The following is a 16505-nucleotide window of genomic DNA, read 5'->3' as shown; positions in this document are numbered from 1 at the left end:
AAGCAAAAGCCCACTCAATTGAGTGGGCTTTTCTATTTTAAAATATTTTTCTCACCTTACTGCTTGAGTAATTTAATTACTGTTGTTGATGTTTGTGAAGCTACAGACATAAAATATAAACCTGAAGAAAATTCACTTAAATCTATTATTTTTTCTGAAGCCATATTGCTAAGGTTTATTGTTTTAATTAAACGTCCGTTTATATCGTAAACTTTAGCATTTACAAGTGTTGTTGGCTTTTTATTTTGTAAAGTAAAAATACCATTAGATGGGTTTGGGTATACTGTTACATAACTCTCTAGATTTTCAAACTCTGAAACTGATAATGCATAGGCACAATTATAAACTCTAAATTCATCAAGATACCAACCTTCTCGACCATTACATCCATCGGTTCCCATTTCAAATCTAAATTGTATCGTATCATTTGCCAAAACTCCTAAACTTCCTAAATCTATTATACTTGTTCCCCAACTGCCTTTATTAGAACCTTCATCGGTTCCTGTAAACACATTTTCTCCTGCCATAGGATTATCGTTTTGTCCTGGTCCATTTAATGTACCGTTATATGGGTTTGCTGTAAAAGCTGTAGATGGTATAATATCCCAAGTGCCACCATTTATACTCATTTTTATATTTCCGCCATCCCAGCTAGGCTCTATAGAAATGTAATGATTAAATGCCAATTCAAAATTACCATCTGTAAAATCTGGCAAAGTTATTACAGGACTTTGCAAACGCATAATTCCGTTTTGGAAATCTGAAGCACAATCACCTCCATATTGTGGTGCTCCAATTGGTGCATTTATAGCATAAATACCACTTCCTGTTCTTCCGTTAGGTAAACTAGTCTCAATTTCCCAATCTCTAGCAGTCCAAGTTCCTGCTGTTTGGTCTTGACTTAATGTCCAATTACCAATACCATTTTCCCAATCTTCAAAAAATATAGGATTATTATTTGCGTTATCACATAATGGAGCAGTATCAACCAACACAGGTGTATAGCCACAAGCGTCTGGATTTACACGTAATTCTACCGCTAAAATTGCATTTATTACTTGTTGTACATCTGCTGGAGTTATAATTTCTCCAGATGGTCCTACAGGTGTACTTGTTGTAGATAAACCTTCTAAATTAACGCCTAACAAATCGTTTGCAGAAGCCTCTAAAGCATCGGCTAAATTTACAAAGTCACTAGTAGCAGTTAAATATTGGCTTTGTGCACGCCAGAATATATGTGCTGCCTTAGTAAAGCCAATTCCAATAATTACTTGTCCGTTATAATTACCTCCATCTACTAATAACGCGTATGCGTGATTAGGTATTCCAGAGTTAATATGCACACCACCATTATCTGCAGTACCACATAAATATTCTGCATCTGTTACTTTTCCAGGATCTCCATTACAAGTAGGATCCCACATGTCTCTAATAGCACTTGAAAACGCAGTGGCATCTTCTGCAATACGCCATCGATCACTGCTACCGCAACCGTTTGTTCTAATAGAATTATCATCGTCGGTATCTTCATAATTATTTAAAAGATCTACAGTTTCTCCCCAAATATCTGAATATGATTCATTAATAGCTCCAGATTGCCATTGATAAATTAAGCCGCTTGTAAATTGTGTATATGCGTGTCCCCATTCATGCGCAATAACATCATCTGCAGCAGTACCATCGCAATAATTCGCTGTTACTCCATTCCAACTTGCATTAGGGCAATTAATATTAGGGTTATTATTTATAGTTTGCATTTGTGCATCTGCTCCATCGTATGAAGCAAAACCAAAAGCATTATTAAAAAAATGATAAACATGACCAGAAGCCTCAACCTCATTACGTTGCCAAATGGTTAACGTTCCGGGTAAAGCATCGCCTTCTTGCCAGGCTACATTGCTTGTATCGTTTTCGTAAATCACCCTATCTAATGCATGAGCGATTCCTGTAAATTGTTCTACAATTTCACCACTATGAGCATTTACAAATATAAATTCTCTTACATCTAAAGCATTTGTTACCTCAACTTTATAAACTAAATAATTAGCTCCTTGATAACCTTGGGCTAATCCCTTTTGGAAAACAAATAACATATTTGATTCTATAAACAAAGCTTCTCCAGAATTATTTATGTTTTGATTAATAATTTCCTGAATAGCAATTGATTTTGCTGAAGCTGCACCTATTGACGGTTGAGTATTTATTTTTATTTGCGGAATATAGTTACCATTTATAGCTGTTAAATCTCCTTGAGAATTAAAATGAAACAATAATTTACCATCGTAAACTGGTACATCATTATGAATTTGATTTAAAATTAAACGTGAATTTCCAATATTATCCAGTTTTGGTTTATTTATTTTAAAGGCACTTTCAACAGTGTTAAGCTTAAAAACAGATTTGTTATCATTTAAAAACTGAAGCGCTTTTTCTTCATGCGATGCACCTCTAATTTTTAAAGCTGAAGCATTAGGGAATTTTATAAACTCTGGAACTCCAGAATGAGTATTAACAGTAATTGTAGCGTTGGTATTCTTTTTTAAATTAGTTAATGCATCTTGAGAGTTTTGAGCATTGGCTATAATTGAAAAGAAAAAAAGAAAGTATAGCGATTGTTTTAAGGTATTCATTGTCAATTTTTTAGAGACGCTAAAGTAACTCATTGACAAATACAAAAAAAGCCTAATCGTGTTAAAATTAGGCTTAAGTGTATATTTTTTACGATAAAATGCTTAAAACATTTCTCTTCCTGAAAAGTGAAAAGCACTTTCGATAGCAGCATTTTCATCACTATCGCTACCGTGTACAGCATTTTCTCCAATAGAAGCTGCGTATAATTTTCTAATTGTTCCTTCTGCAGCATCTGCAGGATTTGTAGCACCTATTAAAGTTCTAAAATCTTCAACTGCGTTTTCTTTTTCTAAAACAGCAGCTACAATAGGTCCGCGTGTCATGTACTCTACTAATTCACCAAAGAAAGGTCTTTCGTTGTGAATTGCGTAAAATGCCTCAGCATCTGCTTTAGTCATTTGCGTTAATTTCATTGCTACGATTCTAAAACCTGAAGCGTTTATTTTTTCTAAAATTGCGCCAATGTGTCCTTTTTCTACACTATCAGGCTTAAGCATTGTAAATGTTCTATTTGTTGCCATTTTATTAATTTTTTAAGGTGCAAAAGTAGTGTATTTCTTTAATAAAACAATACATTCTCATATTAAAAAATTGTATCTTCGTGCGCTATGACAACACAAGATATATTAGATATAAAATCGCTATTAGCAACGCCTAAAAAAATAGTTGTTATTCCTCATAAAAATCCAGATGGTGATGCCATTGGTTCTACATTAGGGTTATTACACTACCTATTAAAATTAAATCACGATGCAGTAATTGTTGCTCCAAACGATTACCCTGAGTTTTTAAAGTGGTTACCAAAAGAGGATTCTATTTTAAAATACGATACGCAAACCGTAGAAAGCGAAAACATTATTAACCATGCCGATATTATTTTTACACTAGATTTTAATGCTTTACATAGAACTGGTAATATGGAACCTGTTTTAGAACGTAGTGATGCAATTAAAATTATGATTGATCATCATCAACAACCCGATAATTATGCTAAATATATGTTTAGCGATGTTAGCATGAGTTCTACCTGCGAAATGGTTTATCACTTTTTAACTAAACTTGAAGCTTTAGAAGTTGTGGATAAAGATATTGCGACTTGTTTATATGTTGGTATTATGACAGATACTGGCTCTTTTAGATTTAGATCTACCACAAGTACAACACACCGTATAATTGCAGACTTAATAGATAAAGGTGCAGATAATACACAAATACATAACAATGTTTTTGATACAAACTCGTTTAATAGAATGCAATTATTAGGTTGTGCGCTTAGTAATTTAAAAGTTTTACCAGAGTATAATACTGCATATATTACATTATCGCAAGACGAGTTACAACAATTAGATTATAAAAAAGGAGATACCGAAGGTTTTGTAAACTATGCATTATCACTAAATAAAACAGTTCTAGCTGCTATTTTTATAGAAGATAAAAAGCAAGGAATAATTAAAATTTCGTTACGATCTAAAGGTGATTTTTCTGTAAACGAAATGTCTCGTGCTCATTTTGAAGGTGGCGGTCATACTAATGCTGCTGGAGGAAAAAGCACAACATCTCTAGAAGCAACAGTTGAAAAATTTATTAGTATATTACCAACCTATAGTAAAGCCCTAAATAATGAATAAAGGTATTTTCCTTTTAATAATATTACTTACAACTTTTGCTTGTAAAACAACACCTGAAGCAAGAAAACCTGTATCTTCTAAAACAGGTTCTTTTATTAAAGAATCTGCCGAGAGAAATAAACAGCTCTATCAAAACGAAAAGGTCTTAATAGAATCACTTATAGCACAAGATACAATACTCAATTATCAGGCTTCAGAAAACGGTTTCTGGTATGCAGTTGTTAAAGCTTCAGAAGAAAATACACCTAAAGCAACATTTGGTGATATTGTTAATTTTAATTATGATATATCTAACTTAAATGGTGTTACCATCTATTCCGCGGAAGCGTTAAAAACAAAAAACTATGCTATGGACCAAGAAGAGTTATTTTCTGGCTTACGCGAAGGTTTAAAATTAATGCAAGCCGGAGAAACTTATAAATTTATTTTTCCGTCTCAAAAAGCCTACGGTTATTATGGAGACGAAAATAAAATTGGTTCTAACATACCTATACAAAGTACAGTAACAGTAAATTCTATTCAAAAAAAGCAATAACAAAAAATCAATATTTTAAACATGAACAATTATAAACAAATGATCAAGATTTTTATAGTCGCACTAGTAGTTGGTATAACAAGTGCTTCTTGCCAAGACAATTATAAAGATTTAGAAGATGGATTGTATGCAGAGTTTCAAACCACAAAAGGTACAATGGTTGCCAAATTATATTTTGAAAAAGCACCAGTAACAGTAGCAAACTTTGTTGGTCTTGCTGAAGGTACTCACCCAAGTTTAGCAGATTCTTTAAAAGGAAAACCATTTTACGATGGTATTACTTTTCACCGCGTTATGGATAAATTTATGATTCAAGGTGGTGATCCAACTGCTTCAGGAATGGGAAGTGCTGGTTATAAGTTTCATAGTGAGTTTGACCAAGAATTAAGCCACGATAAAGCAGGTATTTTATCTATGGCAAATTCTGGAGGTTTAGCAACTAACGGAAGCCAATTTTTTATAACCGAAGTCCCTTTAAAAAGATTAGATGCCTTTTTAGCAGACGGAACTTTAAAAAATTGTAACGCGCCACGAACAAGCTGTCATCCTGTTTTTGGTGAGCTTGTAAAAGGTTTAGAAGTTCAAGATTCTATATCTAATGTTGCAGTTTCTAAAGAGCGCTCTAGTGCTAACAAACCGTTAGAAGATGTTGTAATTAATAAACTAACAATTATACGTAAAGGTAGTGCAGCTAAAGCCTTTGATGCTCCTGCTGTATTTACAGAACAAGAACCTTTATTACCACAACGTATTGAAGAAATTAAAAAGAAACAAGAAGAAATAGCTAAAGAAAAAGCTAAAATAGCTGCAGATAGTTTTAAAAAAGCTAATGCCGATTTAAAAGGCGAAGTTTACGAATCTCCAACAGGTATGGTAATGATTACTACAAAAGAAGGTAATGGTGTAAAACCAAAACCATCAGACAATGTATATATTAACTGTGCTGGTTATTTTGAAGATGGCACTTTATTTTATACAACTTGGAAAGATGTTGCCAAAGCTAATGGAACTTACGATGAAAAGGCAGACGAAAATGGCTTTTACAAGGCTTTTGATAGAAAATATAACACAAGTGCTGGATTAATACCAGGATTTAGAGAAGCTTTTTTAAGAATGAAAATTGGAGATAAAGCTAAAGTATTTATTCCTTCGTTTTTAGGTTATGGTGCTGCTGCAAACGGACCAATACCTGCTAACTCAAACTTAATTTTTGATATTGAGTTAATGAGTATAAAGTAATATTTCGCTTTCGCGGAAATTAAAAAACCTTCAGTAATAAAAGCTGAAGGTTTTTTTATACCCAATAATCACTTAAAAATTTCAAAACTAAATTGTTTAACTTCGTTTAATACTAAAAAATGAAAACGCATTAACAATAGTTAAATCTTAAAATTGAAAAGAAAATATCTTTATGAAAAAACCTTTATTAGTAATCCTCTTAGTTTTAATTTCAAATCTAATATCTGCACAAAAAGAAAATGAAATTATTCAATTTAACAGCATATTAAATCAATTTACTAACATTAGGGATTTCACCATTTCTGCTAAAGGAGACGAAGCATTTTTTACCATCCAGAGTCCAAATGGTAAAATTTCTCAATTAGCTACAATTAAAAAAGAAAACAATATATGGTTAGAACCTAAACTGCTACCATTTTGTGATTCTTACATGTATTTAGAGCCTTTTTTATCAACCAATGAAAATAGGTTGTTTTTTGTTTCAAATAGACCTTTAAATGATTCTATTAACAAAAGCAAAGATTTTGATATTTGGTATGTAGATAGAGCGAATAGCAGTAAAAAATGGTCTAAACCTAAAAATATAGGCAAACCAGTTAATTCTAATCTAGACGAATTTTACCCAACTATTAGTGATAATAATAATTTATATTTTACTATGGATTCACCAGACGGTTATGGCAAAGACGATATTTACTTTTGTAAATGGCAAAATAACAAGTACCTACCTCCTATACTACTAAATAAAAATATTAACAGTGCTGGTTATGAGTTTAATGCATTTATATCCAAAAACGAAGACATTTTAATTTACACCAAATACAATGAAAAAGATGGACACGGAAGTGGTGATTTATATATTGCGAAAAAGGATATAAATGGAAGCTGGAAAAAACCTACAAACCTAGGCATACCTATTAACACTAAGTTTATGGAGTATTGCCCATTTTACGATGAAAAAAATGGAATATTATACTTTACCAGTAAGAGACAGAATATAAAACCTAAAACATTTAAAAATATATTAGAGTTCAAAAAATACATTCAAGAAAATGAAAATGGCTTGAGCAAGATTTATATGACCAAAATAAAAATTTAGTTGTAAGTAGTATAACACTTAGTGGTAGTAAAAACGTATTTTAATCAAGTAAAAAAACTTACTTAAATAAAAATAAAAAAAGCACAATCTTGAGATTGTGCTTTTTTTATAAATTATTATTTTTTAGGAATCTCTTTTAAAATCTCTAAAACAAACTTCCAATATTTTTGAGCCGATGAAATTTGTGCTCGTTCATCTGGACTATGAGCGCCTTTAATATTTGGCCCAAAACTTATCATTTCCATATCTGGATAGTTTTGACCTAAAATACCACATTCTAAACCTGCATGACAAGCAGCAATGTGCGCTTTTTCGCCATTAAGTTTTTGGTATAAATTATCTAACACTTTTAAAATAGAAGACTCCATATTTGGTGTCCAACCAGGATAATCGCCAGAAAATTCAACCTCACATCCTGTTAACTCAAAAGTAGCGCGTAGTGTATTTGCTAAATCAAACTTAGAACTTTCAACCGATGATCTTGTTAAACATCCAATTTTAACAGCTCCATCTTTTACAATAACACGTGCAACATTATTTGAAGTTTCAACTAAATCTTTAATATCTGCACTCATGCGGTACACACCGTTTAATGCAGCATATAAGGCTCGTGTTAAACCTTCTTGCACGCCTAAATTCATTATTTTTTCTGGAGTATCAATTTTAGAAACTACAACTTCTAAATCTGGTTCCATAGTTTTTAATTCGGCTTTAATACTATTGGCTAATTGTTGTATTTCAGTATTAAAAGCTTCTTCATGTATAGCATCAATAGCGACTATTGCTTTACTCTCTCTTGGTATTGCATTACGTAGACTACCACCATCAATTTCAGAAATACGTAAACCAAAGTTCTCGAAACCATCAAATAATAAACGGTTCATAATTTTATTTGCATTACCTAAACCTTCATGAATTTGCATTCCTGAATGTCCGCCTTGTAGACCTTTTACTATTATTTGGTAACCAATTTTAAATTCTGGAGTTTCTTCTTCTTCGTAAGTTCTTGTTGCTGTTACATCTATTCCTCCTGCGCAACCTACTCCTATTTCGTCATCTTCTTCTGTATCTAAATTTAACAAAATACCGCCAGTTAACAATCCACCTTTTAATCCCATAGCTCCAGTCATTCCTGTTTCTTCATCTATAGTAAAAAGAGCTTCAATTGCAGGATGTGCAATATCTGTGCTTTCTAAAATTGCCATAATTGTAGCTACACCCAAACCATTATCTGCGCCAAGCGTTGTACCTTTTGCTTTTACCCAATCACCATCAACATACATTTCTATGCCTTGGGTATCAAAATCGAATACTGTATCTGCATTTTTTTGGTGTACCATATCTAAATGCGATTGCATTACAATGGTTACACGATCTTCCATGCCTTGTGTTGCTGGCTTTTTAATAATTACATTACCAACTTCGTCTTCAATAGTTTCTAAGCCTAGGTTAACACCAAAGTCTTTCATAAACTTTATTACGCGTTCTTCCTTTTTAGAAGGTCGCGGTACAGCGTTTAAATCTGCAAATTTATTCCATAATGGTTTTGGTTCTAAAGCTCTTATTTCAGTATTCATATATCTAATTTTATTTAAGAACTGCTAAAGTACGAAAAAGAGTTTTCAGGATTAAAATTGTTGGTTGGTCTAACAGAAAATTAACTATTTTTGAGCTATGCTGAAACAAAAAAAATTAATTATTGCGCTTTCTATAATTCCTGCTATTTTAATTGTAAAACTATTAGCACAGTTTCCAGAATTTGTAGAAACCTATTATAGCAATGGTTTGTATCCATTAACTTCAAAAATTCTTAGGTTTACTTTGGGTTGGTTACCTTTTTCGTTTGGTGATTTTATTTATGCTTTTGCAATTATTTTTATTTTAAGATGGCTTTTTGTAAATCGTAAACGTATAATTAAAGATTTTAAACATTGGTTAATTGATGTATTTGCTGCATTAGCTATTATTTATATTGCGTTTCATGTATTCTGGGCTATTAATTATTACCGTTTACCACTTCATAAAAACCTTAATTTAAAAGCCGATTACACTACCGAAGAACTTGTAGCAGTTACCAATAAACTTATTGATAAGTCTAATAAAATTCAGCTTCAAATAACCAATAATGACACCGTAAAAGTTGTGTTTCCTTATACTAAACCTCAATTATTAAAAAAAGTTCCAGATGGTTACAGAGTATTGCAAAATACATTTCCGCATTTAGAATACGACGGAAAAAGTATAAAAAAATCACTACTTAGCATGCCATTAACTTATATGGGATTTAGTGGCTATTTAAATCCTTTAACTAACGAAGCTCAAGTAAACAGCTGGATTCCTATATTTAAATTACCAACAACAGCCTCTCACGAAGTAGCGCACCAATTAGGTTATGCGGCAGAAAATGAAGCCAATTTTATAGGTTTTTTAGCTGCAACTAGTAATACCGATATTTATTTTAAATACTCTGGTTATACCTTTGCTTTAAGACATTGTTTACACGAAATATATAGAAGAAATCCTGAATTATATACCACAAAGCTTCAGGAGTTAAATCCTGGAATTTTAAAAAACTACCAAGACGTTCGTGTATTTTGGGACAGCCACAAAAATCCTATCGAGCCATTATTTCAAACAACTTACAGTTCTTTTTTAGAAGCTAACAATCAAAAAGGAGGTATGAAAAGTTATAGTTACGTTGTAGCGCTTTTAGTAAATTATCTTCAAAACAAAACACTTTAACAGTCATAATTAGCAAAATATCTTGGCTAAGTATTATATTTAATGCTTAATCTCATATCAAACTAACTCATGATTAAAAAATTATTACTAACAACAATGCTATGTTTTAGTATAACATTGTTCGCGCAAGATTATGCGCCCAAAAATGATGGTGTAAAAACCATAAATTCCAATTACACAGCATTAACAAATGCTACAATTCACGTTTCACCTACTCAAGTGTTGGACAAAAGCACTTTACTTATTAAAGATGGTAAAATTATAGCTGTAGGAAAATCGGTTTCAATTCCAAAAAATGCTGTGAAAGTAGATTTAACAGGAAAAAGTATATATCCTTCATTTATAGACATCTACTCTACTTTTGGTGTAGAAACACCAAAATCTCCAAGCGGTAATTCTAGAAGACCACAATACGATGCTGGTCGTGAAGGCTACTACTGGAATGACCACATTAGAGCAGAACAAGATGCCATTGCACATTTTAAATTTGATAGTAAAGCAGCCGAAACATTAAGAAAAGCTGGTTTTGGTACTGTAAACACACATATTGATGATGGTATTATTCGTGGTACAGGAACTTTAATAGCTTTAAACTCTAATGGTACAGATGCTAATAGAATTTTAGCCGAAAAATCTGGACAATATTTAGGAACAAGTAAAAGTAAAAGCTCACGTCAAGCCTACCCAACTTCTATTATGGGTGCATTTGCTTTATTACGCCAAGTAAATATGGATGCCAATTGGTATGCAACTGGAAATGCAAAAGAAAAAGACCGTACTTTAGAAGCTTTTATTGCAAATAAAAACCAAGTCCAAATTATGGAAGCTGGTAGCAAACTAAATGCCTTGCGTTTAGATAATATTGGTGACCAATTTAATACACAATATGTTTTTGTTGGTGGTGGTGATGAATACGAATATATTAACGATATTAAAGCTACAAACGCTTCGTTTATATTACCAGTAGATTTTCCAGATGCTTACGATATGGAAGATCCGTTTTTAGCAAGTGCTGTTGAATTAGCAGATTTACGTGAGTGGAACCAAAAACCACATAACCCAAAAATACTAGCAGAAAACAATATTAACTTTGCCTTTACTACACACAAATTAAAAAAACCAGAAGAATTTATGGCTAATGTACTTAAAGCCATAGAAGCTGGACTAAGCAAAGAAAAAGCTTTAGCTGCATTAACTACAGTTCCTGCACAAATACTAGGAAAATCTAATCTTTTAGGGACCTTAAAAACGGGTGCTTATGCAAATTTCTTAGTAACTTCTGGAGATATTTTTGATAAAGAAACTACAATATATCAAAACTGGGTTACCGGAGAAAAAGATGAATTTAAAGCTTTAAATACTACAGACATTAGAGGTGATTATACTTTTAATTTAAAAAACACAACCTATGAACTTTCTATTTCTGGTAAATTAGAAAAGTTAAAAGCAAAAGCAAAAGCAAACGATAAAACGTTAGGTGCTAAAGTAAGCTTTAAAGACGATTGGTTAAACCTTACAATCTCTACAGTAGATACTACAAAACAAGAATTTATTAGACTTGTTTCTAATATTACAGACACTAATAATTTTAGTGGTAAAGCATATTTTCCAAATGGAAACGAAACTACTTTTAGTGCTAAAAAAGTCGAGAAAGAGAGTAAAAAAGACAAAGTAGAAAAGGAAAAGGATAAAGATGAAGAAGAGAAAGACAATAAAACTCAAAAATTCTTTCCAGTAACCTATCCAAATATGGCTTTTGGAAATATAACACAACCTAAACAAGAAACTATTTTATTTAAAAATGTTACGGTTTGGACTAACGAAAAAGAAGGTATTTTAAAAAACAGTGATGTTTTAATTAAAAACGGGAAAATTTCTAAAATAGGAACAAATTTAAATGCTTCTGGCGCTAAAGTAATAAACGGAGAAGGCAAGCATTTAACTGCTGGAATTATAGATGAGCACTCGCATATTGCAACCTCATCAGTTAACGAATCTGGACACAACTCTACAGCAGAAGTAACACAAGAAGATGTTATAAATCCAGAGCATATTGGCATTTATCGCAACTTAGCTGGTGGTGTTACAAGTATTCAAATTCTTCATGGTTCTGCAAATCCTATTGGAGGAAGAAGTGCTATAATTAAACTTAAATGGGGAGAAAGTGCTAAAGACATGTTATACAAAAACTCGCCAAAATTTATAAAATTTGCTTTAGGTGAAAATGTAAAACAAAGTAATTGGGGAGATAATAATACAATACGTTTTCCACAAACTAGAATGGGAGTTGAACAAGTGTACACAGACTATTTTCAACGTGCAAAAGAGTATGATGCTTTAAAGAAAAGCGGAAAGCCTTATAGAAAAGATGTTGAAATGGAAGTAATTGCAGAGATTTTAAACAAAGAACGTTTTATTAGCTGCCACTCTTACGTACAAAGTGAAATTAACATGTTAATGAAAGTAGCAGAAAAATTCGATTTTCGTGTAAATACATTTACTCACATATTAGAAGGTTATAAAGTAGCCGATAAAATGGAAGCTCATGGTGTTGGTGGTTCTACTTTTAGTGATTGGTGGGCATACAAATACGAAGTTAATGATGCGATACCATATAACGCTGCTATAATGCATAATGCTGGTGTTACCGTTGCAATTAATAGTGATGATGCCGAAATGTCTAGACGTTTAAATCAAGAAGCTGCTAAAACAGTTAAATATGGTAATGTTAGCGAAGAAGAAGCCTGGAAATTTGTAACACTTAATCCTGCTAAATTATTACATATAGACGATCGTGTTGGTAGTATAAAAGTTGGAAAAGATGCAGATGTTGTATTATGGAGCGATCACCCGATGTCTATTTATGCAAAAGCAGAAAAAACCCTAATTGAAGGTGCAACTTATTTTGATATTGAAACAGATAAACAAAAACGTGAAGCCATTAAAATAGAAAAAAATGAGCTTACAAATTTAATGTTACAAGCAAAAAATAAGGGCTTAAAAACAAAACCTATTGTAAAGAAAGAAAAAGAACACTTTCACTGTGATACAGAAATATAGTAAGCAATAAAAAGGCTTACTTAAAATAGGAAGACCTTATATTTTTTTCAAATTAATAAAACACATTTCAAAATGAAATATTTAAAATACAAATTACTAACCTTTGCTCTACTACTATCTGTAGTTGCGATTGCGCAACAAACACCTGCGCCACAACAAACTCAAGCCTATTCTATTGAAGGTGCGACAGCACATTTAGGAAATGGTGAAGTAATTGAAAATGCACTGATAATGTTTAACGAAGGAAAAATAACTTTTGTTGGTAGTGCAAACATGAAAATTGCTAGGCAAGGTAAAGTTATAAACGTAAACGGTAAACACATTTATCCTGGTTTTATAGCACCAAATTCAACTTTAGGATTAGTTGAAGTTGATGCTGTACGTGCATCTAACGATATTAGAGAAGTTGGAGCTATGAACCCACATGTAAGAAGTTTAATAGCTTATAATACTGAGTCTAAAGTTGTAGAATCTATGAGACCAAACGGTGTGTTAATGGGACAAATTACACCACGTGGCGGACGCATTTCGGGAACCTCATCTATTGTACAGTTTGATGCCTGGAATTGGGAAGATGCTGTTATAAAAGAAGATGATGGTATCCATCTTAACTGGCCAAACCCTTATTCTCGTGGTCGTTGGTGGTTAGGTGAGCCAGCAGGTTTAAAACCTAATAAAAAATATACCGAACAAGTAAATAATCTAACAAATTATGTTTTAGAAAGTAAGGCTTATAACGCTGGTAACAAATCGCCAAGACATTTACCATTTGAAGCTTTACAACCATTATTTAATGGTACTAAAAAATTATTTGTTCACGTAGATGACCAAAAAGGAATTACAGATGCCATTGCTTTTGCTAAAGATAATAATGTAAAAAGTTTAGTTATAGTTGGTGGTGCAGAAGCAGATAAGGTAATGCCTTTATTAAAGCAAAATAACGTTCCTGTATTATTACAACGTATACACAGTAATAGCAACAGTGATGATGACGCTTATGACGTAACTTATACTTTAGCTAATACATTAGTTAATGCCGGTGTTTTAGTGGGCTTAGAGAACTCAGGAGATATGGAACGTATGAATGCCAGAAACTTACCTTTTTTAGCAGGTACATGTGCCGCTTTTGGTTTAGATAAAGAAAAAGCTTTAAGTTTAATTACACTAAATACTGCAAAAATTTTAGGTATTGACGATAAAGTTGGCTCATTAGAAGTTGGAAAAGATGCTACATTTTTTATTAGTGAAGGAGATGCGCTTGATATGAGAACTAACAAATTATCTAAAGCCTATATTCAAGGACGTGATATAAGTTTAGAATCTCACCAAACAGAACTTTATAAACGTTATAGTAATAAATATAAACAATAATAATATTTTAAATTATTAAATAAAAAGCTTATATTTAAGTAAATTGAGTTATTATGAAACCATTATTAATCACCTTTTTTCTTTTGTTTAATTTGTTCTCTTTTTCTCAAACACAAAAAGAAGAGCAAAAAAATAATACACCTTTATTTATTTCTACTATCGATGTAGATACATCTTATATTATACATAATAAACTAAGTGTAGTCACAAATAGTATAAAAACTATATCGACATCTAAAAAGCATATTGATAATAGAAACTTTGTTGCTTTAACTAGCAAAAATAATAAGATTTACAAGTTCTCAGATTTAAGCTCGAAAATAAACTTAAATCAAGCATTAGATAATGTTATGTTTACAGGAAACTTTTTTAATCCTGAAGAAACTCATTTTTCTACTTTATTAAACGAAAACAATTAAACACTATAAAGCTTATATATAAAAAAGGCGTGCCAATTGGTACGCCTTTTTTTATTTAAAATTTTAAAAAATAGATTATTCTACTATTTCTCCTGTTTCTGGTTTAGCAAAAACACTATCTGCTGCCATATTTTTAGATAACATTACAGCTTTAAACTGTACATTGTTTCTTGGCTCTGTTGGTAAACTATCTTCTGTATTATACCACGTTAAAGTTTCTGGCAATTGTATACCACTAACTGTTTGCCAATTACTGTATTTTATAAACGACCACTTTTTGCTTTTTTCTTTAGAGAAATAAGTAACTGTATATGCTAGCCATTCCATTTTAAATGTTTCTGGATTGTAATATAAAATATACTCATCTTCTGGAGACGAGCCTATTTCTGCACCATAACTTATTTTAATTCCTGGATACTCTATGCCTTCTAATGTTAAAGCATTAGTGTTTGCATATGTGATACCATCATCTCCTAAAACAAATGGCATTGCATAAAAATAAAACATAAGGTTATAGTAAAAATTAGGGTTTCCGTTGTATTCGTTTTCTCCTTTTTTATCCAACCAAACATTTTCACCATCAAACCCTAAAGCAAACGTATTTGTTTCTATAAAAGAACGACGTGTTTTTAAATCGGTAATAGTTTTTTCGTCACCAGTTTCTTTTGCTATAGTAAATTCTAAATTTTTAAATTCATTCCACTGCTCTATGCTACCATGAGCATTAAATACTTTGGTTACATTTTCTGGATATATAGAGGTTGTAACATCTAGTGTTTTAGTTTTATAGTCTTCGGTTTTTACAGTTTCGGTTTTTTCTTTACATGCCGATACTATAAATAATAAGGCTAATGCAATAATGCTATTTTTCATTTTAATCTCTTTTAGTTTGTTTTTTTGGTTTAAATACTACTCTACAAATTCTGCCTTCTCAGGTTTAGCAAATTTGTTTTTATCTACTGCCGTTGTTGTAATTTTTACATTTGTAAATGTATTAGGTGCTTTTGCTACTGTTGGTTTATCATTTTTAAAACCATAACCTGTAATGGTATTTGGTAATAATAATCCATTAACTTCTTGCCAATCTCCATACTTTCTAAAATGTAATTCTTTTTTATCTATTCCTGGTACAAAGTTTACTGTGTAACCTAACCATTCCATAATATAAGTTTCTGGATTGTAATATAGCACGTAACGGTCTTCTGGTGTTACACCAACTCCTGCGTTATAAGTTACTTGTATTCCTGGGTACGTTTTACCTTCAAATTCTAAAGGCGCTGTATTAGAATAATTAATACCATCATCAGACAGTATAAATGGCATTGCATAGAAATAAAACATTAAATTATAGCCATATTTAGGGTCATAGCCTTTATAATCTTCTTCTGTTTTATTTAATAGCCATGGTTTTTCACCATCGAAACCTATAGTATAGTTTGGCGCATCTATTAATGCTTCTCGAGTATACAGGTTTGTAAGTGTTACTTCGCTTCCATTAGTTTTTTCTTGAGTATACTCTAAAGACTTCATGGTTTTCCATTTATCAATACCTCCATGAGCATTAAATACTTTCACAAGATTTTCGGGATAATTAGCTGTTTTTACTTCTACGGTTTCTGGCGTCTCTATTGCTTTAGTCTTTTTAGAGTCTACTTGTTCTGTATTGTTTTTACAAGCCGATACTATAAGCAATAACATTAGTGCTATAATACTATTTTTTATCATTTTTATTGGTTTTTAGATTTGTCGTACAACGAAAATACACATTACAAAAAAAGCTT

13 protein-coding genes are annotated in these 16505 nt (G+C 31.7%); 8 read left to right on the top strand and 5 right to left on the bottom strand.

Annotated features, from left to right (window positions below):
• Positions 1 to 56 precede the first annotated feature (56 nt).
• Entirely contained in the window at positions 57 to 2630 is a 2574-nt protein-coding gene (locus LACAL_RS09370) for a M4 family metallopeptidase (RefSeq protein WP_013870484.1), read from the bottom strand.
• A 102-nt stretch (positions 2631 to 2732) separates the two neighbouring features.
• A complete protein-coding gene (locus tag LACAL_RS09365; protein ID WP_013870483.1) occupies positions 2733 to 3152 on the bottom strand; it encodes a nucleoside-diphosphate kinase in 420 nt (139 codons plus the stop codon).
• Positions 3153 to 3239: 87 nt separating this feature from the next.
• Here LACAL_RS09365 and LACAL_RS09360 point away from each other — a divergent pair, with 87 nt between their 5' ends.
• The 4 genes from LACAL_RS09360 (at position 3240) to LACAL_RS09345 (ending at position 7132) form a co-directional block, all read left to right on the top strand.
• A complete protein-coding gene (locus LACAL_RS09360; protein WP_013870482.1) occupies positions 3240 to 4259 on the top strand; it encodes a bifunctional oligoribonuclease/PAP phosphatase NrnA in 1020 nt (339 codons plus the stop codon).
• Positions 4252 to 4794: a gliding motility-associated peptidyl-prolyl isomerase GldI gene (gene gldI / locus LACAL_RS09355; RefSeq protein ID WP_013870481.1), complete on the top strand. Its 543-nt coding sequence runs from the start codon at positions 4252 to 4254 to the stop codon at positions 4792 to 4794. The genes LACAL_RS09360 and gldI overlap by 8 nt, the downstream gene beginning before the upstream one ends.
• A 39-nt stretch (positions 4795 to 4833) precedes the next feature.
• A complete protein-coding gene (locus LACAL_RS09350; protein ID WP_148256136.1) occupies positions 4834 to 6033 on the top strand; it encodes a peptidylprolyl isomerase in 1200 nt (399 codons plus the stop codon).
• A gap of 172 nt (positions 6034 to 6205) precedes the next feature.
• The gene (locus LACAL_RS09345; protein ID WP_013870479.1) at positions 6206 to 7132 is read left to right on the top strand and encodes a PD40 domain-containing protein; all 927 of its coding nucleotides are present in this window, start codon (positions 6206 to 6208) and stop codon (positions 7130 to 7132) included.
• A 116-nt stretch (positions 7133 to 7248) separates the two neighbouring features.
• On the opposite strand, the gene LACAL_RS09340 is transcribed toward LACAL_RS09345, so the two are convergent.
• Positions 7249 to 8709 (bottom strand): aminoacyl-histidine dipeptidase, encoded by a 1461-nt coding sequence (locus tag LACAL_RS09340; protein WP_013870478.1) that lies wholly within the window; start codon positions 8707 to 8709, stop codon positions 7249 to 7251.
• A 97-nt stretch (positions 8710 to 8806) separates the two neighbouring features.
• On the opposite strand from LACAL_RS09340, the gene LACAL_RS09335 reads away from it, so the two are divergent.
• From LACAL_RS09335 to LACAL_RS09320, 4 genes are all read left to right on the top strand, one after another.
• A complete protein-coding gene (locus tag LACAL_RS09335; RefSeq protein ID WP_013870477.1) occupies positions 8807 to 9874 on the top strand; it encodes a DUF3810 domain-containing protein in 1068 nt (355 codons plus the stop codon).
• Positions 9875 to 9943: 69 nt separating this feature from the next.
• Positions 9944 to 12934, top strand: a complete 2991-nt coding sequence (locus LACAL_RS09330; RefSeq protein WP_013870476.1) for an amidohydrolase family protein — start codon at positions 9944 to 9946, stop codon at positions 12932 to 12934.
• Positions 12935 to 13006: 72 nt separating this feature from the next.
• Positions 13007 to 14305 (top strand): amidohydrolase family protein, encoded by a 1299-nt coding sequence (locus tag LACAL_RS09325; RefSeq protein WP_013870475.1) that lies wholly within the window; start codon positions 13007 to 13009, stop codon positions 14303 to 14305.
• 53 nt (positions 14306 to 14358) lie between these two features.
• Positions 14359 to 14724, top strand: a complete 366-nt coding sequence (locus tag LACAL_RS09320; protein ID WP_013870474.1) for a hypothetical protein — start codon at positions 14359 to 14361, stop codon at positions 14722 to 14724.
• A 75-nt stretch (positions 14725 to 14799) separates the two neighbouring features.
• Here LACAL_RS09320 and LACAL_RS09315 read toward each other — a convergent pair whose 3' ends face one another.
• On the bottom strand, positions 14800 to 15597 hold the full coding sequence (locus tag LACAL_RS09315) for a DUF6503 family protein (protein WP_013870473.1): 798 nt from the start codon (positions 15595 to 15597) through the stop codon (positions 14800 to 14802).
• A gap of 36 nt (positions 15598 to 15633) precedes the next feature.
• A complete protein-coding gene (locus LACAL_RS09310) occupies positions 15634 to 16449 on the bottom strand; it encodes a DUF6503 family protein (RefSeq protein WP_013870472.1) in 816 nt (271 codons plus the stop codon).
• Positions 16450 to 16505 lie beyond the last annotated feature (56 nt).

Origin of the sequence: Lacinutrix sp. 5H-3-7-4 (assembly GCF_000211855.2) — a bacterium.
Taxonomy (GTDB): Bacteria; Bacteroidota; Bacteroidia; order Flavobacteriales; family Flavobacteriaceae; genus Lacinutrix.
This window is presented reverse-complemented; position numbering and strand designations above follow the sequence as displayed.

Bases quoted from the DNA above. Each gene is read 5' to 3' on its own strand.
- LACAL_RS09370 (WP_013870484.1), bottom strand. From the start codon at position 2,630: ATGAATACCTTAAAACAATCGCTATACTTTCTTTTTTTCTTTTCAATT.
- LACAL_RS09365 (WP_013870483.1), bottom strand. From the start codon at position 3,152: ATGGCAACAAATAGAACATTTACAATGCTTAAGCCTGATAGTGTAGAA.
- LACAL_RS09360 (WP_013870482.1), top strand. From the start codon at position 3,240: ATGACAACACAAGATATATTAGATATAAAATCGCTATTAGCAACGCCT.
- gldI (WP_013870481.1), top strand. From the start codon at position 4,252: ATGAATAAAGGTATTTTCCTTTTAATAATATTACTTACAACTTTTGCT.
- LACAL_RS09350 (WP_148256136.1), top strand. From the start codon at position 4,834: ATGATCAAGATTTTTATAGTCGCACTAGTAGTTGGTATAACAAGTGCT.
- LACAL_RS09345 (WP_013870479.1), top strand. From the start codon at position 6,206: ATGAAAAAACCTTTATTAGTAATCCTCTTAGTTTTAATTTCAAATCTA.
- LACAL_RS09340 (WP_013870478.1), bottom strand. From the start codon at position 8,709: ATGAATACTGAAATAAGAGCTTTAGAACCAAAACCATTATGGAATAAA.
- LACAL_RS09335 (WP_013870477.1), top strand. From the start codon at position 8,807: ATGCTGAAACAAAAAAAATTAATTATTGCGCTTTCTATAATTCCTGCT.
- LACAL_RS09330 (WP_013870476.1), top strand. From the start codon at position 9,944: ATGATTAAAAAATTATTACTAACAACAATGCTATGTTTTAGTATAACA.
- LACAL_RS09325 (WP_013870475.1), top strand. From the start codon at position 13,007: ATGAAATATTTAAAATACAAATTACTAACCTTTGCTCTACTACTATCT.
- LACAL_RS09320 (WP_013870474.1), top strand. From the start codon at position 14,359: ATGAAACCATTATTAATCACCTTTTTTCTTTTGTTTAATTTGTTCTCT.
- LACAL_RS09315 (WP_013870473.1), bottom strand. From the start codon at position 15,597: ATGAAAAATAGCATTATTGCATTAGCCTTATTATTTATAGTATCGGCA.
- LACAL_RS09310 (WP_013870472.1), bottom strand. From the start codon at position 16,449: ATGATAAAAAATAGTATTATAGCACTAATGTTATTGCTTATAGTATCG.